Genomic DNA, 20,990 nt, shown 5'->3' with positions numbered 1-20,990 from the left:
GATGGCCGGGGTTCGGGCAGGGGCACCGCCGCTATGCCGTGGCTCGCTGCCTCACCGCCTCCGGACTCCACAGGTCCATCATCGCGGTGACCAGTTCCTTGTCCCGTGAACCCAGTGCGCTGATGGGCGGACGCACGTCGGCGGCACAGAGGCCGAGTTGCGCCAGGGCCTCCTTGACGACGGACACGTTGTTCTCGGACTCGTTGAGGGCCCGCAACTCCTCGAACGGCCGGATGAGGTCCCATACCTGCATTGCCGCACGCGTATCGCCCCGCCGCAGCGCATCGAGCATGCGCAGCGAGAGGCCCGGATCCACGTTGGCGAATCCGGAGGTGAAGCCGCTCGCTCCGAGGGCCCAGTATCCGGGTGCCGACAGCTCCGCCAGGCCCGCGATCCAGACCAGCTCCGTGTCCGGGCACTCGCGCAGCACGGTGCCGAATCGCACCGGATCCGCGACGGCATACTTGACCCCGACGAGGTTGGGGGCCGACCGGGCGAGGTCCGCTATCGTCGCGCCGGTGATGCGCGCGTTGCGCAGGTAGAGCACGACGCCGAGTTCCGGGACGGCCCGGGCAATCTCGCGGTGGTACTCGAGCCAGCCGGCGTTGGAGACGAAGGGGTGTGCGGGCTGGTGGACCATGATCGCGTCCGCTCCGGCCTCGCGCGCCTGGATGGCGGCCTCGACGGCGCTGGCCACCGACCCGCCGACGCCGGCCAGGATGGTCGCCCGGCCCCCCACCGCTCCGACGGCAAGGTCCAGGCAGCGGGCGCGTTCGGCGTCGGTGAGTGAGTAGTATTCGCTGGTGTTGCCGTTCGGGGTGACGACCCGTATGCCGGCGTCGACCATCCTCTCCACGATCCGCACGAATGGACCTTCGTCGATCCGTCCGGCTCCGTCGAAGGGTGTCACGGCAATGGCCACGACCCCCGCCAGGTGCTCCCGCAGTTGCTCAAACATGGTGGTCTGGATCCTTCCGCCCGGAATCGGGCCTCGGTGGTTTCCTTGCTGCCGGTTCGTTCCGGGGTCCGTGGCCGGTGCCGACGGGTCCGGGGCAATCGGCGTCACTGCCCTGCCTTGTGCATGTCCGCCACCCGCATTTCGTCGCCCGAGGCGGAGTCCGGCTCGTAGGAAACCTTCGGCGAGATCGCCATGAGGGCGCCGACCTGGACCATCATCGCGTCCCGGACAATCTCGTCATGCCCGTAGGCGAGGGCCTGGGCGAAGGCGTCGGCGCGCTTCTGGCCCGTGGCCAGTTCCCCCGCTTCAATCAGGGCGTCAAGTTCCGGGGTTCCGTAGCTGCTTTGGCCGCCTTCGCTGCCCAGGTTGTTTCGCATGGTGAAGGACGCGTCGCCGGCCTGGTTTCCGTGCATGCCCATGAGCAGCCGCGGGCCGAAGTCGGTGGGCAGCGGACGCAGCAGGTGCTGGAGCCACGTGTTGACGTCGCCCATCTGGATCTCCACGTTCAGGCCGGCCTCGATCAGCTCGTTCTGCACTACCTCCATGGCCTCGTCGGCCTTGGGGTAGAAGCCGCTGCGACCGATGATGGTGATTTTCTGGTCCACGGGGACCCCGTCGGCCTTGGCCTCGGCGATCAGGGCCTTGGCCCGGCCCATGTCGTAGGGCCAAGCCTCGATGTCCGGGTTGTGTCCGACGACGCCCTCGGGCACCAACTGGGTGGCCAGTTTTCCCTGCCCGCCGAAGATCGTTGCGAGCATGCTTTCCTTGTCCAGCGCATAGTTGATGGCCTCGCGCACGCGGCGGTCGTTCAACGGGGCGATGCCGGCGTCCATGCGCATGAACGTGACTTCGTTGGTGTTGTACTGGACGCCGTAGTCGCCAGCGCCGTCCTCCGGGGCCAGCGTGATGGCCACGTCCGCCTCGCCGTTGGCAACCATCGCGGCGCGGACCGTCCCCTCGGACCGCCACATGTACTCGGCCGTTGCGAAGCCCGGCGCCTCGCCCCAGTAGTCGTCGAACCGCTTGAGGGTCAGTTTGGTCCCGGCGTCCCAGCCGGAGACGGCGTAGGGGCCGGTGCCGATCGGCTCGCGGACCTTCTGCGTCGCATCGGTGGTCGAGGGGACGATGCCCACGAACGCCAGGCGCAGCGGAAGGATCGGATCGGGGACCTTGGTGGTGACTTCCAGCGTCGTTGCGTCGATCGCGGCCGCCTTGAAGTCGTTACCGCCGAAGAACTGGCCGGCGACGTCGCAAGCCAGTTCCGGGGTGAGCATCCGTTCGATGGAGAAGGCGGCGTCTTCGGCCTCGAACGTCGAACCGTCATGGAACCTCACCCCGTCGCGCAACGTGAAGGTCCAGGTGTTTTCGGAGGTCTGCTCCCATGCGGTGGCCAGCGCTGGATTGATCTTGCCCGTTGCGGCGTCCCTGGACGTCAGGCCCTCGGCGATGTTGTTGCGGGTCACGAGTCCCGTCGAGTTCTGCGACCCCTGGCAGGCCTCGAGCGTGGGCGGCTCTTCCTTGAGCACGATCCGGATGGTATCCGCCGCGGCGGCGGCGTCGCTGCCCGATGCTCCGCCCACTGCGCATCCCTGCACTCCCAGCATGGCGGCCACGGCCAGCATGGCGCCTGTGGCCTGCCGGCTCCTCTTTGACTTCCTCACGAGTGTTGCCATGGATTTCCTCCATCGGTAGGGCATCAGTTCGCCGCGGCCCGCGCTGAAGCGATGCGAACCTCCGGCGATGCGAGTTTCATATCTCATATATGATGTATGAACCCTATGAAGGTGGAAAACGAGTGTCAAGGGTCACAGCGCACCCCGGGCATTCCGACCCGCTAGAGTCGAACAAAAGAGAGGGGCCACAGAGATGGGCATGCAGGTGGAACTGCCGCAGTCACGCATCGACGCCGTGCTGGGCGCGATCCGCCACGGAATCCTCACCAGTGAACTGCTCCCCGGGCAGCCGCTGGTGGAGGCGGAACTGGCCCAGCGCCTCGGCGTTTCCAAGACCCCAGTGCGGGAGGCCCTGAAGATCCTCTCGAACTCAGGCCTCGTGCAGTTCGCTCCCTACAAAGGGGCCCGGGTCCAGGAAGTGGACCGCACGCTGACCTTGGCCGTACGCGACCTGCGGCTGCTTCTGGAGCCGGAGGCTGTCCGCCGGACGGTCGCCCTCGGCGCCGGACATTACTGGGACCGGGCCGCCGAGATCCTGGAACGCGCGCACGGACTGCTGGAGACGAACGACCGCGCGACCCTGAGCCTGCTCAATCGCGACTTCCATGCCTCGCTGTACGCCGGTTGCGGCAACCCCCTGCTGCTCGAAGTGCTGGACAACCTGCGCGACCGGACGGCGCTGATCAGCGTGTTCGGCTGGCGCGCCGCCGGAAACGACGACGAGGTCCCCGCCTACCGCAGGGAATGGCTCGAACATCAAGAGATCCTCGACGCCGCCCGTGCCGGCCAAGCCGATGTCGCGGCCGATCTTTCCGAGAAGCACATGACGCGCTTCTTCGAGCGCATCCTCGCGATCCTTCCCGACGGCTAGCGGCCGTTGCGCCGCCGGGGCGGGCACCGATCCGACGGTGCCCGCCCCGGCGCGTTTCCCGGTCTTGGCTGCGCTATCCGGCCGCGACGGCCCGCAGGCCGGCCTTCTGCGGATCCTCCAGCGGAAAGTGGCACTCGGCGGTGTGGACCGGCGCGGCGTCGGTTCCGGCGGCCCGCAGGTGCGGGGTGCCCAGGTGGACGCGCCCGGCCTGGGCGGCCGTGGTGGCCGGCGGAGCCTGTTGCGCGCAGATGTCCTGCGCCTTCCAGCAGCGGGTGCGGAACCGGCAGCCCGACGGCGGATCCAGCGGCGAGGGCAGCTCGCCGCGCAGGACGATGCGCTCGGCGGGGCGCGCCGCGGGATCCAGCTTCGGCGAGGCGGACATCAGGGCGGCCGTGTAGGGGTGCAGGGGCCGTTCGAAGACGTCCTCGGTGGTGCCGCTCTCGATGATTCGGCCCAGGTACATCACGGCCACGCGGTCCGTGACGTGGCGGACCACCGAGAGGTCGTGCGAGATGAAGATGTAGCTGACTCCGAGCTTCTCCTGGAGCTCGTTGAGCAGGTTGAGCACCTGGGCCTGGACGGAGAGGTCCAGGGCGGAGACGGGCTCGTCGAGGATGATCAGCTCGGGGTTCAGGGCGAGCGCGCGGGCGATGCCGATGCGCTGGCGCTGGCCGCCGGAGAACTCCTGCGGGGACTTCCTCGCGTCCGAGGGGCGCAGGCCCACCAGCTGCAGCAGCTCGTGCAGGCGCGCCTCGCGCTCGCGTGCGGTCTGGTAGAGGCTGCGGTGGGTGGCCCAAGGCTCGGAGATGATCTCCCCGGCGGTCATGCGGGCGTTCAGCGAGGCGAACGGATCCTGGAAGACCATCTGGACGCGCCGGCGCCAGGCGAGCAGCTCCTTGCCCTTGAGGCCGAACGGGTCCTGGCCCTCGAAGGCCACGGTTCCGGAATCCGGCTTCTCCAGCAGCATCAGCGTGCGCGCCAGGGTGGACTTGCCGCAGCCGGACTCGCCCACGAGCCCGAGGGTCTCGCCGCGGCCGACCGTGAGGTTGATCCCGTCCAGGGCCCGCAGCCGGTTGTTGCCCGAGGCGCTGCGCGCCACCTGGAAGGTCTTGGTGACGTCGCGGACCTCGAGGGCGACGTCGGCCCCGGAGTGGGGACGGTCCAGCAGAGCGGTCATGACTTGATCTCCTCAAGGGTTTCGTCGGTGGCCAGGAGTTCGGAGAAGTGGCAGGCGGCCTTCTGGCCGGGAGCCACCTCGCGCAGCACCGGGCGCTCCTGGCGGCACAGCTCCCGCGCCAGCGGGCAGCGGTCCTGGTAGACGCATCCGGCGGGGATGTGCTTCAGCTCCGGCGGGCTGCCCGGGATCGAGGACAGGCTGGCCCCGCGTTCGGCGTCCACCGGCACCGATTCGAGCAGGCCCTTGGTGTAGGGGTGGCGGGGGGTGGCGAAGACCTGCTCCACCGGTCCCTGCTCGGCGACGGTGCCCGCGTACATCACGGACACGTCGTCGGCCTCCTCGGCGACCACGGCGAGGTCGTGGGTGATCAGGACCACCGCCATGTTCTCCTCCTGGCGAAGGCGGCGGAGCAGGTCCATGATCTGCGCCTGGACCGTGACGTCCAGGGCGGTGGTCGGCTCGTCGGCGATCAGCAGCTTGGGGCTCAGGGCCACGGCCATCGCGATGAGGATGCGCTGGCGCATGCCGCCGGAGAACTGGTGCGGGAACGCGTCCACGCGGGATTCGGGTTCGGGGATGCCCACGCGCCTCATCAGCGCGATCGCCTCCTTGCGGGCGGCCTTGGCGGAGAGTCCGCGGTGGATGCGGAAGGCCTCGCCGAGCTGGACGCCCACCGGGTAGACGGGGTTCAGGACCGTCAGAGCGTCCTGGAAGACGATGCCCAGCTCGGCGCCGGCGACCTTGCGGCGCTGCTTGGCGGACATCCGGTTCAAGTCCTTGCCGTCCAGCTCCACCGTGCCGCCGGAGACGTGGGCGACCGGGTCCAGCAGGCCCGCGACGGCCTTGGCGGTCATGGACTTGCCGCAGCCGGATTCGCCGAGCAGGGCCAGGGTCTGGCCGGCGCGGGCGATGAAGCCCGCGCCGCTGACCGCGCGGACCTCCCCCGAGGGGGTGCGGATGTCGACGTCCAGGCCCGCTACGCGCAGGACGACGGGGTGTGGCTCGCCGGGGCGCTGGGTCCCTTCGATGGTTGCCGTCATGGTCACTTGGACTCCTTGGCCGGGATGCGGGTGATGAGCTTTTTGCGGCCGGGCACCGCCAGGCGCCAGCGCTGGGACGGGTCGGTGGCGATGCGCAGCCAGGCGGCCAGCAGGTTCGCCGAGATGGCCGTGATGACGATGGCCAGGCCGGGGAAGATGGACAGCCACCAGGCGGTCTGCAGGTACTGGCGGCCCTGGGAAACCAGCAGGCCCCAGCTGACGTCCGGCGGCTGGATGCCGATGCCGAGGAAGGACAGGGAGGACTCGGCCAGCATGACGTAGCAGAACTCCAGGGTGGCCAGCGTGAGGATGGTCGGGGTGACCACCGGGATGACGTGCCGGACGATGATCGCGTTGGGACGGGCGCCGAAGGTGCGGGCCGCATCGACGAAGGTGCGGCTCTGCAGTTCGGCCGATTCGGCGCGGGCGGTGCGCAGGTAGATCGGGATGCGGGTCAGGGCCAGGATCAGCACGATGTTGGCGATCGAGGGGCTGAACACGTACAGGACGACGACGGCAAGCAGGAGCGAGGGGAAACTCATGATCACGTCCGCGATGCGCATCGAGGCGTTCTCCCGCCAGCCGCGGTGGTAGCCGGCCCAGACGCCCCAGAGGGAGCCGATGAGCATCGCCACCGCTACCGCGGGGACGGCCACCAGCAGGGTGGTCCGGGTGGCCACCACGAGCCGGCCCAGTACGGAGCGGCCCAGCGAGTCCGAGCCGAGGAAGTATTCCCAGCCGTTGGCCGGGTTGAAGGGCGCCTTGTTCGCGAAGAGCAGGTTCTGCTTGGTGGCCAAATCGCCCATCAGTGCCGGCCCGAAGGCGGCGGTGAGCAGGACCACGAACAGCACCACGGCGCCGCTGCAGGCGAACTTGTCCCGCAGCAGCAGCCGGAACAGGTTCGGGGTGGTCGACTTGGCCTCCCGCCGGGCCGGGGAAGCCGGCTCGGTCGCGGAATGGCCGGCCGGGGTTTTCTTGGTTCCGTCCGGGCCGGTGCCGGGGAGGTCTTGGGTGGTCTGGCTCATGGGTTCTCCTCCTTAGGCGTTGGCCGGGGCGCTCTGCGCGGGCACGGCGGCCCGGCTGGCCTTGGCGCGCCGGCGGGATGCGGCCGACGCAGGGCGGACGCGCGGATCGAGCAGCGCGTACAGCAGGTCGATGACGATGTTCAGGACAAAGATGGCCAGGGCGGTCAGCAGCACGCAGGCCTGCAGCACGGCGAAGTCGCGCTGGAGGATCGAGTCGATCATCAGCTTGCCGATGCCGGGCCAGCCGAAGATGGTTTCCACCACCACGGCCCCGTTGACCAGGCCCACGGTCAGGTCGCCGGCGACGGTCAGGGCCGGCGCGGCGGCGTTGCGCAGCGCGTGGCGGGTGACCACCCGGGACTGGGAGGCGCCCTTGCTGCGCGCGAGCTTGATGTACGGCTCGGCCAGGGCGGACACCATGGCCCCGCGCACCACTTGGACCAGGGCGCCGAAGGGCCGCATCACCAGCGTCCCGATCGGCAGGACCCAGGCCGCGGCGCCGGCGACCCCGGAGGTCGGGACCCAGCCGAGGGTGATGGCGAAGACCCAGATGCCCACGATCGCGAGCCAGAAGTCCGGGATGGAAGCGGCGGCCATCGACACGAAGCTGCAGATCCGGTCGGCGATGCCGTTCGGCTTCAGGGCGGCCCAGCTGCCGACGATCACCGCCAGCACGATGGCGATCACCATCGTGGTGGCGGCGAGCTGGAGGGTGGCCGGGAAAGCCCGCAGCGCCATGGCCGCCGCGGACTCTCCCGTCCGGAGGGAAGTGCCGAAGTCCAGCTGGAGCACGCCGCCGAAGTAGTCGGCCATCTGGACCAGCAGCGGCTGGTCCAACCCGTTGCGGGCGGCGAAATCCGCGCGCATCTGGTCCGTGGCGTTCAGCGGCAGGTACAGGCTGGCCGGGTTTCCGGTGAGCCTGGCCAGCGCGAACACGCCCACGATCACCACCACCAGCGGCAGGGCGCTGGAGACGATTCGCTTTCTCAGGTACGTCAGCATTGCTTCCCTCGTTTTTCCGTGGTGCCGCTGCTACTGTGCGGGCTTGGCTTCGGCCACGCGGAGCTCGTCGCCGGTGGAGGAGTTGGGCGTGTAGTCCACGGTGGCGGCCTTGCCGATCATGCCGGTCTGGTGCGAGATGTGGGCGAACTGCACCACGTTCTCGTTCTGGTAGGCGAAGACGTCCTCGAAGGCCTTCTGGCGCTCCTCACCGGTGGCGGCGTCGGCCTTCTTGATCAGCGCATCGAGTTCCGCAGTGCCGAAGGCGCTCTGGGCTCCCTTGGTGGTCATGTACTGGTCGACGGTGAACGCGGCGTCGCCGGCCTGGTTGCCGTGCTGGATCATGAGGCCGATGTCGCCCTCGTCCTCCGCGAACGGACGCACCTGGTAGGTGAGCTGCTGGCTGGTTTCGAGCATCTTGAGCTTGACGTTCAGGCCGGCCTGGGTGAGCTGCTCCTGGATGACCTGTGCCAGCTCCTGGATCTTCGGGAACTGCGCGTTGCGCACCACCAGGCTGACCTGTGCGCCGGTGTCGACGCCGTCCGCCTTGGCCTCGGCCACCAGCTGCTTGGCCTTCTCGGCGTCGTACGCCCACGGGCTGAGGTTCGCGTTGTGTCCGACGACGCCTTCCGGAACCAGCTGCGCGGCGACCTTGTCGCGGCCTCCATAGAGGCTTGCGACGATGCCCTCCTTGTCGATGGCGTAGTTGACTGCCTGGCGAACGCGGATGTCGTTGAACGGGGCCTTGTTGTTGTGCATGCGGATCGCGACGGTTTCGTTGTTCGGGTACGGAACGCCGAGATCCCCGATGTTGTCCTCCGGGCTCAGCCCCGTGGCGATGTCCGCCTCGCCGGAGGTGATCATGGCGGCACGGACACTGCCTTCGGAGCGCCACTGGTACTCGGCCTTGGCGTAGGCGGGCTGCTCGCCCCAGTAGCCGTCGAACCGGGCGAGGGTGATCTTCTGTCCCGCGTCCCAGCTCTCCAGCTTGTACGGTCCGGTGCCGATCGGTTCACGGACCTTCTCGGTGGCGGAGGTCTCCGCGGGGACGACCTCCAGGAAGGAAACGCGCAGCGGGAGGATGGGGTCCGCCTGCTTGGCGGTGACCGTGAGGGTGGTGTCGTCGACGACCTCGACGCCGAGGTCGTCATCGCCGAACACATAACCCTCGACGTTGCAGCCCAGCTTGGAGTTGACGGCCCGGTCGATCGTCGCGGCGGCGTCCTCTGCGGTGAAGGCGCTTCCGTCGTGGAACTTCACACCCTCGCGGAGCTTGAACGTCCAGACCTTGTTGTCCTCCGAGCTCCACTCGGTGGCGAGCTTTGGCTCCAGTTCGCCGGTGCTCGGATTGCGCTCCACCAGGGGCTCCGTGACGGTGGAGCGATCGACCACGCCGGTGCTGGTCAGGTTGGACTCGCACGGCTCCAGGGTCGGCGGCTCCTGCTGCAGGACCACGCGGAGCGTGTCGGAGGCGGCGGCCGCTCCGCCGCCGGTGGCAGCGCCCGAGTTGGCCACGGAGCAGCCGCTCAGCACGACGCCGGCGCCGAGCACCGCGAGGGCCAGGGCGCCGCGGCGCGGACGGAGTTTCTTTGCATCCGTGGCGGGGCGGGCTGCGTAAAACGTCATTGTTCCTCCAGGTGCGGAAAAGAGGGTGGGGTGCCAGCGTGTCTACATATGAAGCCAAAAGCTGGATGTGTATGCATCAGCTTGGAAGCGCCCGGAGCGCCCGTCAAGGAAAGATTTGGGTGTGACGGGGCCGCAAAAGAGCCGGAATTCCGCCGTGGAAGGCTCCCGGCGGCGCAAACCGGTGTGACTTCCGCTACATTCCGGGGATGTTGCATTAGCGATGCCCCGAGGGTATTGATCCATGTTATTTGCGTGTTGGACCCGCATCGCCCGGTTTCCTACTGTGCAGGCATGACTAACTACGCTCCGGCCCCCGCGGGCGCCGCCAACGCCACTGCCACCGTCGGCCACACCATCCTGCAGGTTGGGCCCGTGAACCCGGACGTCCAGGCCGCCCTCACCGAGGAGTTCGGCGCCCTACGCCTTCCCGAGGTTCCGGAGGAGCGCGAGGCCTTCCTGGACGCCCACGCCGGCGAGATCCGGGTGGCCGTCTGTTCCGGCCGCTTCGGCGTCGGAACGGAACTGATGCGGCAGCTGCCGCAGCTGCGCGCGGTGGTGAACTTCGGCGTCGGGTACGACACCACGGACGTGGCCCAGGCAGCCGAGCGCGGCATCCTCATCAGCAACACCCCCGACGTGCTCACCGACTGCGTCGCCGACACCGCGCTGGCCCTTTACCTGGACGTGCTGCGCCGCGTCTCCGCGGCGGACCGCTACGTGCGCCGCGGCGACTGGACGGCCAAGGGCAACTTCCCGCTGGCGGTGCGGGCCTCCGGCAAGCGCGTGGGCATCCTGGGGCTGGGGCGGATCGGACAGGCCATCGCCCACCGGCTGGAAGCCTTCGGCTGCGAAATCCACTACCACAACCGGCGGCCGATCGAAGGTTCCGCCTACGCCTACCAGCCCTCGGCGGCGGAACTCGCGGCGGCCGTCGACGTCCTGGTCGTCGCCGCGGCGGGCGGTCCCGACTCCGCAGGCCTGGTGGACGCGCAGGTGCTGGAAAGCCTGGGTCCCGCCGGCTACCTGGTGAATATCGCCCGGGGTTCCGTCATCGACGAGGACGCCCTGGTGGAGGCCCTGGTCCAGGGCCGGCTCGGCGGGGCGGGACTGGACGTCTTCGCCCACGAACCCGAGGTGCCCGCCGAGCTGCTGGAGCTGGACACCGTGGTCCTGCTGCCCCACCTGGGCAGCGGCACGGAGGAGACGCGCCAGGACATGGCCGCGTTGACTTTGGAGAACCTGCGCAGCTTCCTGCGCGACGGCACGCTGGCCACCCCCGTGGCCTGAACCGGAAGGACCGCCATGACCGTCGTCATTGGATACACCGATACGCCCGAGGGCCTGGCCGCCGCCCGCGCGGCCACGGCCGAGGCCCAGCTGCGCGGCACCGGCGTCGTGCTGCTGGAGTCCGCCGGCACAGGGACGCCGGCGGAGGAGCTCTCCCTGATCCTCGCCGAAGCGGCGCAGGCCGGCGTGAGCGCCGAGAGGCAGACCCTGCCGCAGGATGCGGACCTGGGCGACGCGCTCATCGACGCGTCCTACCAGCCGGGCGTGGAGCTGGTGGTCATCGGGGTCCGGCGCCGCTCGCCGGTGGGGAAGCTGTTCCTGGGCTCCACCTCGCAGCGCGTGATCCTGGAGGCGGGCTGCGCCGTCCAGGCGGTGAAGGTAAGGGTCGGACCGCGCGGCTGAGCCCGCCCGCGGCGCAAGCGGGTCAAGAGCAAGAGCCTGGGTCCGGCACGCTTTGTGCGCGGGACCCAGGCTGCTCTATTACACGGCTGCTCTGCTACCCTGCTGCGAGCGACGCGGAAGCGGCAAGGCGCAACGAGGCGCCACTGCGTATCGGCACTGCATAGGGGCAGGGCCCGGAAGGGGCAGCAGGAATGGGGGAGCACCAGTCTTCCGCGGGCCGGCCCGCAGGCGTGCGGGAGGTCAAGTCGGCCGCGCGGACCATCGAGATCCTGGAGCAGCTGGCCGCGCGCGGCAATGAGCCGATCACCATCCGCGAGCTGTGCGAGGCCATCGATGCCCCGCGCAGCAGCCTCTACGCCCTGCTGCGGACCCTCATCGAGGCCGGCTGGGTGCGTACCGACGCCAGCCGTTCGCGCTACAGCATCGGCATCCGGGCCCTCCTGGCCGGCACCACCTACCTCGACGCGGACCCCCTGCTGAAGGTGGTGCGCCCCCACATGTCCCGGCTGGGCCAGCGGGTCGGGGCCACCGTGCACTTCGGACGGCTGGACGGCACCGACATCGTCTACCTGGCCACCTGGGAAGCGCCGGGCCGCGGCCGCGAGGTCCCGCGGCTGGGCCGCCGGCTGCCCGCCTATTCCACCGCCCTGGGGCAATCCATCCTCGCGCGCCTGGGCCCCGACGCGCCGGCCCACTTTCCGGCCGCGCTCGCCCCCGTGGGACCGGGCACGCTGACTTCGCCGCAGGCGCTGGAGCGGGCCCTGTCCGCCACGCGGCGCCGCGGATACGCGCTGGAGCGCGAGCAAAGCGCCGCGGGCCTGGCCTGCCTGGCGGTGGCCGTCGAGGGCCCCGCACCGACGCCCGACGCCCTCTCGGTCTCCATGGCCGTTGAGGAGCTGGTGCCTGGCCGCGAGCGGGAGGTGGCCACCGCGCTGGAGGAGACCGCCGCCACCGTGGCGGAGATCCTGGACGCGCTGGGGGAGCGCCTGACCTGAATCTCCACGGGACGGGAGCGGCGGCCGGGCTGGTTCGCGCCGCCCGCAGACGCAAAAAGCGGGGCCGGACGGTATTCCGTCCGGCCCCGCTTTTTGCGTGGGTTGTCAGCGCCCGTGCCGGCCCGCCTTCACGGCAAGGACCGGCCGGTCCGCCTGCAGCAGGATGCGCTGCGCGTGCGAGCCCATGATGAACTTGCCGACCTGGGAGCGCTGGCGCAGCCCGATGACGATCAGCGACACGTCGTGCGCCTCGGCCAGGGCCAGCACCTCCTCGGCCAGGTCGTCGGAGTAGGTGGGGGTCAGGATGGAGGCATCGACGCCGGCTGCCGCCGCGTCGGCGGCGAGCCGGGCCAGGTCCTCGTCCGTGGCCACCGACTTGTCCACCAGCGCGCCCTCGCGCACCGAGTTGACGATGAACAGCTTCGCGCCCCGCAGCTTGGCCTCGACGATGGCTGCCTGCGCGGCCGCCTCTCCGACCGGGGTGGGGACGTATCCAACGAGGACGCTCATGCGTTTTCCTTTGTCTTGACGGTTTCAACGGCCGCGGCGGTGCGCCGGCGGGCCAACAGGGTCTTGGCGACCGGCCACAGGGCCACGACGGCGAAGACCAGCAGCAGGGAGAGGGAAATCGGCCGTCCGAAGACCCCCGACAGGTCGCCGTTGAACACTAGCAGCGACCGGCGCAGGTTGGCCTCCAGCAGTTCGCCCAGCACGAAGGCCAGCACCAGGGGGCCGGGCTCGAAGCCGAACTTCTTCATCAGGTAGCCGACGACTCCGAAGAAGACCACCAGCATGACGTCGAACATCGAGTTGTTGATCGTGTAGGCGCCCAGCAGCGTGATCAGTGCGGTGATCGGGGCCAGGATGGCGCCGCGCACGCGCAGGATGCGCACGAACACGCCGACCAGCGGGATGGACATGATCAGCAGCAGGATGTTCCCGATGTACATCGAGTTCACCACGCCCCAGAACAGGTCCGGGTGCTGCTCGACCAGCTGCGGGCCCGGGGTGACGCCCTGGATGAGCAGCGCGCCGAACATCAGGGCCATGGTGGCATTGGCCGGGATGCCCAGGGTCAGCAGCGGGATGAAGGAGCTGGTGGCGGCGGCGTTGTTGGCCGTCTCCGGTGCGGCGACGCCCTCGACGGCGCCCTGGCCGAAGCGCTCCGGGTTCTTGGACCGCTTCTTCTCCATCGCGTAGGCGGCCATCGAGGAGATCGTGGCGCCACCGCCGGGCAGGATGCCCAGGAAGAAGCCCAGGACCGAGCCGCGGCCGATCGCGCCGGAGGACTGCTTCAGGTCCGCCCGGGACGGCCAGACGTTGGCGACCTTCGCCGGCGCCTTGGCGGCGCGGTGGCGTTCCTCCAGGTTGTAGAGGATCTCGCCGAGACCGAACAGGCCCATGGCCACGGGCACGAAGTCGATGCCGTCGGCCAGGCTCAGGTTGCCGAAGGTGAACCGCTCGGCGCCCGTGAACACGTCGCGCCCGACCGTGGCCAGCAGTAGGCCCAAGGCCGCGGCGATCAGTGCCTTGGACTTGCTGCCGTTGCTGATGGTGGCCACGAGCAGGATGCCCAGCAGGGCCAGGGCCGCGTACTCCGGCGGACCGAAGTCCAGCGCGAAGCCGGCGACGATGGGGGCCAGGAAGGTCAGCCCGATGATTCCGACCGTGCCGCCGATGAAGGAGCCGATCGCAGCGATGCCCAGGGCGGTGCCGGCCTTGCCCTGCTTGGCCAGCTGGTAGCCGTCGAAGACCGTGACCACTGAGCTCGCCTCGCCGGGCAGGCGCAGCAGCACCGAGGTGATGGTGCCGCCGTACTGGGCGCCGTAGAAGATGCCGGCGAGCATGATGATGGCGGTGACCGGTTCGACGCCGTAGGTCAGCGGCAGCAGGATGGCGATGGTCGCCGCGGGCCCGAGGCCCGGGAGCACGCCGATGAGCATGCCGATGACGACGCCCAGCAGGCAGTAGAGCAAATTGGTGGGATCAAGGACGACGCCGAAGCCGTCCAGCACCGGTTGCAGGAATTCCATGCGAAACCTTAAGTCGAAGGCAAGGGTGGGGCGCGAGGGTCCCACCGTGGCGGCGAAGCCGACACTGTGGGAGCGCCCAACCCGTTAGAACAGGTGGGGAATGGTGGTCCCCAGAGCCAGGATGAAGATGGCGTAGAAGGCGACCACGACGAGGGTCGAGTAGAGCAAGGTCGACCGCCACGTTTCGCCGCCCAGGTACTTCATCCAGACGATGCAGAGCAGCAGCGAGGGGATTTCGAAGCCGATGACGGGCATCAGCGCCACCAGCCCCACCAGCGTCGCGACGCCGAAGAGCACCAGCCAGGAGAGGCGGGAGAACTTTTCGCCCTCCCCGCCGTGGCGGCCAATGAACATCTGCGACAGGCCGAGCACCACGATGACCAGGCTCATGATGAACGGCCACATCCCGGGCTGGGGCTGGGCGGGCGTGCCCAGCCCCAGCTTCACCGAGAAGACGATCCCGGCGATGCCGATCAGGGTGGCCACCGCGGAGGAGGCCAGGTTGGCGACGGGGCCGGCGGCCGGCGGCGCCTCCGCCTCCCACTTCGCGGCCAGCTGCTCGGGAGTCAGGTCCTCCTCGGGGTCGGCCGGTGTGGGAACCGCGTTGGTGGTCTCATGCATGGTGGTTCTCCTGTGTGCTCGTGGCACTGGCTCAGTTCTGCTTCAGGGAGACGCCGTACTTCTCGGTCAGCTCCTTGTACTTGTCGGCCAGGGCCGTCCACTCGGTGACAACCTCTTCGCCGGAGATTTCGCGCGGGGTCAGCAGGTTCTGCTCGTTGAACTGCTTGTAGGCGTCGGTCTTGAAGGTGTTCTCGAACGCGGTCTTCAGGCGGGCCTTGACGTCTTCAGGGGTGCCCTTCGGCGCCACGACCGCACGGTACTGCGACACCGGGATGTCGTAGCCCTCCTCGGTGGCGGTGGGCACGTCCGGCAGGTACTGGTTGCGCTCGGTGGAGAAGACCACGATCGGGACCAGCTTGCCGGCGTCGATCTGCGCCTTGGCCTCGCCCAGCTGGACGGTGGCCAGCTGCACCTGGTTGCCCAGCACCGCGGTCACGGCCGGTGCGCCGGAATCGAACGGCACCTCGGTCCCCTTGATGTCCGCCTGCTTGAGCAGCAGCGCCTGGGCCAGCTGCGAGCCGGTGCCCACGCCGGTGGTGCCGAAGGTCAGGTCCTGGGCGGCCTTCAGGCCGTCGAGGTTGGTGACGCCGGACTCCGGGCTGGCGACCATCACGTAGTCGTCCTGGGAGAGGCCGACGATCACGTCGACGTCGTCCAGGGACACGGCCTCGGACTCGCCGACGGCCAGCGGGGTGATGGTGACCAGCGAAGCGTTCAGCGTGGCCAGCTCGTAGCCGTCGGCCGTCTTGCCCTGGACCTCCTTGATGGCCAGGGCGCCGTTGGCGCCCGGCTTGTTGACCACCGGCATGGCGACGCCGAGGTCGGTGGACGCGCCTTCGCTCACGGCGCGGGCGATCAGGTCGGTGGAACCGCCCGGAGCGGCGCCGACGGTGACGTTGATCGGCTTGCTCGGGAACTCTTCCCCAGAGCCGCCGCCGCCTACATTGCCGCCGCAGGCGGTCAGGGCCAGGGCGGCTGCAACGGCTGCGGTGCCAAGCATCGTACGGCGAGTGAAGATCTGCTTCATGGGAATCCCTTATATGTCTGTGGGCCTGAGGTGACTGCGGGTCCGCGGGTTGGGGGAGTCCCTGCGTGTGACCGTTATCACCTGCGGTTCGCTAAGAAAGACTAGGGAGCAAGTATGATGCATGTCCAACCCCCTTACTGCATTGACTGATACCGGGAGTGCATCATGTACACGCTTGACCAGATCCGAAGCTTCATCGCCGTCGCCGAGGAGCTGCACTTCGGCAGGGCCGCGGAGCGGCTGAACATGACCCAGCCCCCGCTGAGCCGGCAGATCCAGAAGCTGGAGAAGGCGCTGGGGGTGGGGCTCCTCGAGCGCGACAACCGGAAAGTGGTCCTCACGGCTGCCGGCAAGGCCTTCCTCGACGACGCCCGGCGCCTGGTGGTGCTGGCGGACCGGGCGCCGGCGTCGGCCCGGCGCATCGCGGCGGGCCGATCGGGCACGCTGCGGGTGGGATTTACCGCCTCCAGTGGCTTCAGCCTGCTGGGGCCGCTGCTGGACACGATCGCGGAGGCGCTCCCGGACGTGGACGTGGAACTGGAGGAGCTGGTAACGGGGGAGCAGCTCCAGGCCATTGCGGACGGAGACCTGGACCTGGGGCTGGCCCGCCCGCTCTTCGATAGGGAGGCCTTCGCCTCCCGGCTCATGCTGGCCGAGCGTTTTATGGTCGCCGTGCCGACGGGGCACCCGCTGGACAGGCTGGCCCGACCGGTGGCGGTGGAGGACCTGCGCGACGTTCCGCTGATCATGCATTCGCCCGTCAAGGCGCGTTACTTCTACGACATGGCGGTGCGCTTGGTGCCGATCGAGCACCGCAACGTGGTCCACACGGTCAGCCAGGTGCTGACCATGGTGGCCCTGGTGGCCTCCGGGCGCGGGGTCGCCTTCGTCCCGGAATCCGCCCGCCTGCTGGGGATCAATGGCGTGTCCTACCTGGACCTGGCCGGGGCCGTAGGGAACGAGGTGGAACTGCACGTGGTTTGGCTGCGCGATTCCCGGAACCCGGCCCTGCACAGGTTGTTGGACGAGTTGACCTTGGGGGCCGACTAGGCCCTTCGCGGACCAACCCCTCCACCAACGCCGTCGATGCCATGCGTGCATCAATCCATACAAATTTGGGCTTGGACATGCATCATGTCCGCTTCCTATGGTGGTTTCTGAACCCATCGACGGCCGCCCGCGGCCACCGCTGAAAGGAAGTGCCCCGTGGCCCAGTACGCGCCCCAGGAACTCGCCGCCCGCCTGAAGGAAGGCCTGCTGTCCTTCCCCGTTACCTCCTTCGACGCCCAGCTGGGCATCGACGAGGAGAACTACCGCCGGCACCTGGCGTGGCAGTCCAGCTTCGACGTGGCCGGCCTGTTCGCCGCCGGCGGCACCGGCGAGGGCTTCAGCCTGAGCCCGGACGAGGCCGCCCGCGTGGTCCGCATGGCGGTTGAGGAAGCCGGAGACCGCGTCCCGGTGCTCGCCTCCGCCGGCGGTTCCACCCACCAGGCCATCCAGAACGCCCGGGACGCCGAGGCTGCCGGCGCCGAGGGTCTGCTGCTGCTGCCGCCGTACCTGACCGAGTGCGACCAGGCCGGCCTGCTGGAGCACGTCTCCGCCGTCTGCGCCTCCACCAGCATCGGCGTGATCGTCTACAACCGCGCCAACGCCATCTACTCCGCGGACACCGTGGCCAAGCTTGCCGAGCGCCACCCGAACTTCATCGGCTTCAAGGACGCGCTGGGCGACATCGAACACCTGACCAAGGTCTACGCCAAGAACGGCGACCGGCTCTTCTACCTCGGCGGCCTGCCGACCGCGGAAACCTTCGCCCTGCCGCTGCTGCAGCTGGGCATGAGCACCTACTCCTCGGCCATGTACAACTTCGTGCCGGAGTTCGCCCTCGAGTTCTACCGCGACGTGCGCAACCAGGACCGCGTCGCCGTCACCGAGAAGCTCAACCGCTTCGTCCTGCCCTACCTGGAGATCCGCGACCGCGCCAAGGGTTACGGCGTCTCCATCGTCAAGGGCGGCCTGAAGGTCATCGGCCGCGACGCCGGCTCCGTCCGCCCGCCGCTGCAGGACCTCACCGAGCGCGACCTCCAGGACCTCTCGGCGCTGATCGACGCCGCCGGCATCCGTCCGGCCGACGCCACGCTGACGCAGGGCGTCTAGCCCCGCCCGCCGAAGGAAGCGGACCCGGATCCCGGTGTCCGCTTCCTTCGGCCGTGGCACCGAAGTCCCCGCCGCGGCGGGGCGCGAACACCCCGGGGCACCGCCCCACCCCCAACCCCACGAGGAGCACCCGATGCCCACCATGCAGGCAACACTGGCCGGCCACTCCATCATCGCCGGCCGGGAGGTCCCCGGAAGCGGCGGGACCGTCAACGGCTTCAACCCGGCCACCAACACCCCCCTGGAACCGGCCTACACCCTGGTCGACCGCGACCAGCTCGCCACGGCCACCGCCGCGGCCGAGGAGGCGTTCGAGTCCTTCAGCTCGCTGGACCCGGAGACCCACGCCGCGTTCCTGGAGCGCATCGCCGAGAACATCGAGGCCGTCGGCGCCGACCTCGTTGCCCGGGCCATGGCCGAGACCGGCCTGCCCGAGGCCCGCCTGACCGGCGAGCGCGGCCGCACCACCGGCCAGCTGCGCCTGTTCGCCGCCGTCGTGCGCCAGGGCGACTTCCGCGGCGTGCGCATCGACCCGGCCCTGCCCGAACGCCGGCCGATGCCGCGGGCGGACATCCGCCAGCGCAAAGTGCCCCTGGGCCCGGTCGCCGTCTTCGGTGCCAGCAACTTCCCGCTGGCCTTCTCCACCGCCGGCGGCGACACCGCCTCCGCACTGGCCGCCGGATGCCCCGTGGTCTTCAAGGCCCACAACGCCCACCCGGGCACCAGCGAAATCGTCGGCCGCGCCATTGCCGACGCCGTGCGCGACCTGGGCCTGCACCCGGGCGTGTTCTCCCTGATCTACGGACCCGGCGCCAGCATCGGCCAGGCCCTCGTCACCGACCCGGCCATCAAGGCCGTGGGCTTCACCGGCTCCCGGGGCGGCGGAACGGCGCTGGTCGCCGCCGCCGCCGCTCGTCCGGAACCGATTCCTGTCTACGCGGAGATGAGCTCCATCAACCCGGTGTTCTTCTTCGAGGGTGCGCTGGCCGGCAACGTCGAGGCGCTGGCCCAGGCCTACGTCGGCTCCGTCACCGGCTCCAGCGGGCAGCTCTGCACCGCCCCGGGCCTGGTCTTCATTCCCGCCGGGGACGCTGGCGACGCGTTCGCCGCCGCCGTGAACCGCGCCATGGCCCCGGCCGCCGGCCAGACCATGCTGACCAAGGGCATCGCCGACGCCTGGAACGCCGGCGTCGCCGAACTCGGTGCGCAGGACGGCGTCGCAGTGGTGGCCCGCGGCGAGGACGGGGCCACCGAGAACGCCCCCGCCCCGACCGTCTTCGGCACGGACGTCCCGACGTTCCTGGAGAACGGGGTGCTGCACCAAGAGATCTTCGGTGCCGCGTCCCTGATGGTGCGCTACACCTCCGCCACCGACCTGGTGGACGCCGCCCGCCGGCTGGAGGGCCAGCTCACCGCCACGCTGCACCTGACCGACGCCGACCACGCCACCGTCGCCCCGCTGCTTCCGGTGCTGGAGCGGAAGGCCGGGCGCATCCTGGCCAACGGCTGGCCGACCGGCGTCGAGGTGGGCCACGCGATGGTCCACGGCGGGCCCTTCCCCGCCACCTCGGACACCCGCACCACCTCGGTCGGCACCCTGGCCATTGACCGGTTCCTGCGCCCGGTCGCCTACCAGAACATCCCGGACGCCCTCCTGCCGCAGCCGCTGCGCGAGGCCAACCCGTGGCACCTCAACCGCCGCATCGACGGCACGATCGTCCCCGCAGGAGAATAGGCACCCATCATGACCCACCAGCCCACCATCGCCCGCGTGGAGGTCGTCCCGGTCGCCGGCCACGACTCCATGCTGATGAACCTTTCCGGCGCCCACGGCCCGTTCTTCACCCGCAACATCACCATCGTGACCGACTCCGAGGGCCGCACCGGCCTCGGCGAGGTCCCGGGCGGCGAGAAGATCCGCTCCACCATCGAAGAGGCCGGCGCGCTCCTGGCCGGCCAGCCGGTCGCCCGCTTCCGCAGCCTGCTGCGCCAGGTCGCCGCGGCGTTCGCCGACCGCGACTCCGGCGGCCGCGGCCTGCAGACCTTCGACCTGCGCACCACGGTGCACGCCGTCACCGCCCTCGAATCGGCCCTGCTGGACCTGCACGGCCAGTTCCTCGGCGTTCCGGTCGCGGAGCTGCTCGGCGACGGCCAGCAGCGCGACGCCGTGCCGATGCTCGGCTACCTCTTCTACGTCGGCAACCCGGACGCCACTGACCTGCCCTACCTGCGCGAGCCCAACGGCGCCGACGAGTGGGAGCGCGTGCGTCGCGAGGAGGCCATGACTCCTGAGGCCGTGGTCCGCCTGGCCGAGGCCGCGCAGGCCCGGTACGGCTTCCAGGACTTCAAGCTCAAGGGTGGGGTGCAGTCCGGGGACCTGGAGGTCGACGCCGTCACCGCGCTCAAGGAGCGTTTCCCGGACGCGCGCATCACGCTGGACCCCAACGGCGGCTGGCTCCTGCAGGACGCCATCCGGCTGGGCAAGCGCATGCGCGGCATCGTCGCGTACGCCGAGGACCCGTGCGGTGCCGAAGGCAAGTTCTCCGGCCGCGAGGTCGTGGCCGAGTTCCGCCGCGCCACCGGCCTGCAGACCGCGACCAACATGATCGCCACCGACTGGCGCGAGATGTCCCACGCCGTGCGCACCAACGCCGTGGACATCCCGCTGGCGGACCCGCACTTCTGGACCATGGCCGGTTCCGTCCGGGTGGCGCAGCTGTGCAACGAGTTCGGGCTGACCTGGGGATCGCACTCGAACAACCACTTCGACATCTCCCTGGCCATGTTCACGCACGTGGGCGCCGCGGCCCCGGGCGAGATCACGGCCCTGGACACGCACTGGATCTGGCAGGACGGCCAGGGCCTGACCCGGGACCCGCTGCAGATCCGCGACGGCGAGATCAAGGTCCCCACCGCACCGGGCCTGGGCATCGAACTGGACCGGGACCGCGTCGAGGCCGCGCACCAGCTCTACCTCGAGCACGGCCTCGGAGCCCGCGACGACGCGACGTCGATGCAGTACCTGATCCCCGGCTGGGAGTTCGACCCCAAGCGCCCGTGCCTCGTTCGATGATCACCCGTTCGGTGACGACCCGTCAG

At 69.7% G+C, this 20,990-nt stretch carries 19 protein-coding genes; 8 read left to right on the top strand and 11 right to left on the bottom strand.

All coding sequences use genetic code 11. The features are described from left to right. Positions 1 to 31: 31 nt before the first annotated feature. The gene (locus tag ABD912_RS06020; RefSeq protein WP_345149220.1) at positions 32 to 958 is read right to left on the bottom strand and encodes a dihydrodipicolinate synthase family protein; all 927 of its coding nucleotides are present in this window, start codon (positions 956 to 958) and stop codon (positions 32 to 34) included. Positions 959 to 1,062: 104 nt separating this feature from the next. Further along, entirely contained in the window at positions 1,063 to 2,631 is a 1,569-nt protein-coding gene (locus ABD912_RS06015) for an ABC transporter substrate-binding protein (RefSeq protein ID WP_345149218.1), read from the bottom strand. A 193-nt stretch (positions 2,632 to 2,824) separates the two neighbouring features. Between ABD912_RS06015 and ABD912_RS06010 the strand changes: the two genes are divergently transcribed. Next, positions 2,825 to 3,502 carry a GntR family transcriptional regulator gene (locus ABD912_RS06010; RefSeq protein ID WP_345149216.1) on the top strand — a complete coding sequence of 226 codons (678 nt, stop codon included), beginning with the start codon at positions 2,825 to 2,827 and terminating at the stop codon, positions 3,500 to 3,502. A 73-nt stretch (positions 3,503 to 3,575) separates the two neighbouring features. On the opposite strand, the gene ABD912_RS06005 is transcribed toward ABD912_RS06010, so the two are convergent. From ABD912_RS06005 to ABD912_RS05985, 5 genes are read right to left on the bottom strand one after another with little or no spacing between them, the layout of a single operon-like run. Then, positions 3,576 to 4,679 (bottom strand): ABC transporter ATP-binding protein, encoded by a 1,104-nt coding sequence (locus ABD912_RS06005; RefSeq protein WP_345149214.1) that lies wholly within the window; start codon positions 4,677 to 4,679, stop codon positions 3,576 to 3,578. Continuing rightward, positions 4,676 to 5,719: an ABC transporter ATP-binding protein gene (locus ABD912_RS06000; RefSeq protein ID WP_345149430.1), complete on the bottom strand. Its 1,044-nt coding sequence runs from the start codon at positions 5,717 to 5,719 to the stop codon at positions 4,676 to 4,678. Before ABD912_RS06000 ends, ABD912_RS06005 begins: the two co-directional genes overlap by 4 nt. A gap of 2 nt (positions 5,720 to 5,721) precedes the next feature. Next, the gene (locus tag ABD912_RS05995) at positions 5,722 to 6,744 is read right to left on the bottom strand and encodes an ABC transporter permease (protein ID WP_345149212.1); all 1,023 of its coding nucleotides are present in this window, start codon (positions 6,742 to 6,744) and stop codon (positions 5,722 to 5,724) included. Between the two features lie 12 nt (positions 6,745 to 6,756). Further along, positions 6,757 to 7,746: an ABC transporter permease gene (locus tag ABD912_RS05990; RefSeq protein ID WP_345149209.1), complete on the bottom strand. Its 990-nt coding sequence runs from the start codon at positions 7,744 to 7,746 to the stop codon at positions 6,757 to 6,759. Between the two features lie 30 nt (positions 7,747 to 7,776). Then, positions 7,777 to 9,369, bottom strand: a complete 1,593-nt coding sequence (locus ABD912_RS05985; protein ID WP_345149207.1) for an ABC transporter substrate-binding protein — start codon at positions 9,367 to 9,369, stop codon at positions 7,777 to 7,779. 291 nt (positions 9,370 to 9,660) lie between these two features. Between ABD912_RS05985 and ABD912_RS05980 the strand changes: the two genes are divergently transcribed. The 3 genes from ABD912_RS05980 (at position 9,661) to ABD912_RS05970 (ending at position 12,053) form a co-directional block, all read left to right on the top strand. Further along, positions 9,661 to 10,656: a 2-hydroxyacid dehydrogenase gene (locus ABD912_RS05980; RefSeq protein WP_345149205.1), complete on the top strand. Its 996-nt coding sequence runs from the start codon at positions 9,661 to 9,663 to the stop codon at positions 10,654 to 10,656. 15 nt (positions 10,657 to 10,671) lie between these two features. Further along, on the top strand, positions 10,672 to 11,058 hold the full coding sequence (locus ABD912_RS05975) for a universal stress protein (RefSeq protein ID WP_345149203.1): 387 nt from the start codon (positions 10,672 to 10,674) through the stop codon (positions 11,056 to 11,058). A 191-nt stretch (positions 11,059 to 11,249) separates the two neighbouring features. Next, a complete protein-coding gene (locus ABD912_RS05970) occupies positions 11,250 to 12,053 on the top strand; it encodes an IclR family transcriptional regulator (RefSeq protein ID WP_345149201.1) in 804 nt (267 codons plus the stop codon). A gap of 105 nt (positions 12,054 to 12,158) precedes the next feature. Here ABD912_RS05970 and ABD912_RS05965 read toward each other — a convergent pair whose 3' ends face one another. The 4 genes from ABD912_RS05965 to ABD912_RS05950 form a co-directional block, all read right to left on the bottom strand. Then, positions 12,159 to 12,563, bottom strand: coding sequence for a universal stress protein (locus tag ABD912_RS05965; protein WP_345149199.1), 405 nt, complete (start codon positions 12,561 to 12,563; stop codon positions 12,159 to 12,161). Continuing rightward, a complete protein-coding gene (locus ABD912_RS05960) occupies positions 12,560 to 14,086 on the bottom strand; it encodes a tripartite tricarboxylate transporter permease (protein WP_345149197.1) in 1,527 nt (508 codons plus the stop codon). The genes ABD912_RS05965 and ABD912_RS05960 overlap by 4 nt, the downstream gene beginning before the upstream one ends. 84 nt (positions 14,087 to 14,170) lie before the next feature. Further along, positions 14,171 to 14,707 (bottom strand): tripartite tricarboxylate transporter TctB family protein, encoded by a 537-nt coding sequence (locus ABD912_RS05955; protein ID WP_345149196.1) that lies wholly within the window; start codon positions 14,705 to 14,707, stop codon positions 14,171 to 14,173. A 31-nt stretch (positions 14,708 to 14,738) separates the two neighbouring features. After that, positions 14,739 to 15,734, bottom strand: coding sequence for a Bug family tripartite tricarboxylate transporter substrate binding protein (locus ABD912_RS05950; protein WP_345149194.1), 996 nt, complete (start codon positions 15,732 to 15,734; stop codon positions 14,739 to 14,741). A gap of 165 nt (positions 15,735 to 15,899) precedes the next feature. Between ABD912_RS05950 and ABD912_RS05945 the strand changes: the two genes are divergently transcribed. The 4 genes from ABD912_RS05945 to ABD912_RS05930 all read left to right on the top strand — a co-directional run bounded on the left by ABD912_RS05945 (position 15,900) and on the right by ABD912_RS05930 (position 20,964). Next, positions 15,900 to 16,784, top strand: coding sequence for a LysR family transcriptional regulator (locus ABD912_RS05945; protein WP_345149192.1), 885 nt, complete (start codon positions 15,900 to 15,902; stop codon positions 16,782 to 16,784). 156 nt (positions 16,785 to 16,940) lie between these two features. Continuing rightward, on the top strand, positions 16,941 to 17,891 hold the full coding sequence (gene kdgD, locus ABD912_RS05940) for a 5-dehydro-4-deoxyglucarate dehydratase (protein ID WP_345149190.1): 951 nt from the start codon (positions 16,941 to 16,943) through the stop codon (positions 17,889 to 17,891). Between the two features lie 133 nt (positions 17,892 to 18,024). Then, entirely contained in the window at positions 18,025 to 19,626 is a 1,602-nt protein-coding gene (locus ABD912_RS05935; RefSeq protein ID WP_345149188.1) for an aldehyde dehydrogenase (NADP(+)), read from the top strand. Between the two features lie 9 nt (positions 19,627 to 19,635). Further along, positions 19,636 to 20,964: an enolase C-terminal domain-like protein gene (locus tag ABD912_RS05930; RefSeq protein ID WP_345149187.1), complete on the top strand. Its 1,329-nt coding sequence runs from the start codon at positions 19,636 to 19,638 to the stop codon at positions 20,962 to 20,964. Positions 20,965 to 20,990 lie beyond the last annotated feature (26 nt).

Origin of the sequence: Arthrobacter ginkgonis, from assembly GCF_039540195.1 — a bacterium.
GTDB lineage: Bacteria > Actinomycetota > Actinomycetes > Actinomycetales > Micrococcaceae > Zafaria > Zafaria ginkgonis.
This window is presented reverse-complemented; position numbering and strand designations above follow the sequence as displayed.

Excerpts from the sequence above, each read along its gene's own strand:
- ABD912_RS06020 (WP_345149220.1), bottom strand. The coding sequence starts at position 958 with ATGTTTGAGCAACTGCGGGAGCACCTGGCGGGGGTCGTGGCCATTGCC.
- ABD912_RS06015 (WP_345149218.1), bottom strand. The coding sequence starts at position 2,631 with ATGGCAACACTCGTGAGGAAGTCAAAGAGGAGCCGGCAGGCCACAGGC.
- ABD912_RS06010 (WP_345149216.1), top strand. The coding sequence starts at position 2,825 with ATGGGCATGCAGGTGGAACTGCCGCAGTCACGCATCGACGCCGTGCTG.
- ABD912_RS06005 (WP_345149214.1), bottom strand. The coding sequence starts at position 4,679 with ATGACCGCTCTGCTGGACCGTCCCCACTCCGGGGCCGACGTCGCCCTC.
- ABD912_RS06000 (WP_345149430.1), bottom strand. The coding sequence starts at position 5,719 with ATGACGGCAACCATCGAAGGGACCCAGCGCCCCGGCGAGCCACACCCC.
- ABD912_RS05995 (WP_345149212.1), bottom strand. The coding sequence starts at position 6,744 with ATGAGCCAGACCACCCAAGACCTCCCCGGCACCGGCCCGGACGGAACC.
- ABD912_RS05990 (WP_345149209.1), bottom strand. The coding sequence starts at position 7,746 with ATGCTGACGTACCTGAGAAAGCGAATCGTCTCCAGCGCCCTGCCGCTG.
- ABD912_RS05985 (WP_345149207.1), bottom strand. The coding sequence starts at position 9,369 with ATGACGTTTTACGCAGCCCGCCCCGCCACGGATGCAAAGAAACTCCGT.
- ABD912_RS05980 (WP_345149205.1), top strand. The coding sequence starts at position 9,661 with ATGACTAACTACGCTCCGGCCCCCGCGGGCGCCGCCAACGCCACTGCC.
- ABD912_RS05975 (WP_345149203.1), top strand. The coding sequence starts at position 10,672 with ATGACCGTCGTCATTGGATACACCGATACGCCCGAGGGCCTGGCCGCC.
- ABD912_RS05970 (WP_345149201.1), top strand. The coding sequence starts at position 11,250 with ATGGGGGAGCACCAGTCTTCCGCGGGCCGGCCCGCAGGCGTGCGGGAG.
- ABD912_RS05965 (WP_345149199.1), bottom strand. The coding sequence starts at position 12,563 with ATGAGCGTCCTCGTTGGATACGTCCCCACCCCGGTCGGAGAGGCGGCC.
- ABD912_RS05960 (WP_345149197.1), bottom strand. The coding sequence starts at position 14,086 with ATGGAATTCCTGCAACCGGTGCTGGACGGCTTCGGCGTCGTCCTTGAT.
- ABD912_RS05955 (WP_345149196.1), bottom strand. The coding sequence starts at position 14,707 with ATGCATGAGACCACCAACGCGGTTCCCACACCGGCCGACCCCGAGGAG.
- ABD912_RS05950 (WP_345149194.1), bottom strand. The coding sequence starts at position 15,734 with ATGAAGCAGATCTTCACTCGCCGTACGATGCTTGGCACCGCAGCCGTT.
- ABD912_RS05945 (WP_345149192.1), top strand. The coding sequence starts at position 15,900 with ATGTACACGCTTGACCAGATCCGAAGCTTCATCGCCGTCGCCGAGGAG.
- ABD912_RS05935 (WP_345149188.1), top strand. The coding sequence starts at position 18,025 with ATGCCCACCATGCAGGCAACACTGGCCGGCCACTCCATCATCGCCGGC.
- ABD912_RS05930 (WP_345149187.1), top strand. The coding sequence starts at position 19,636 with ATGACCCACCAGCCCACCATCGCCCGCGTGGAGGTCGTCCCGGTCGCC.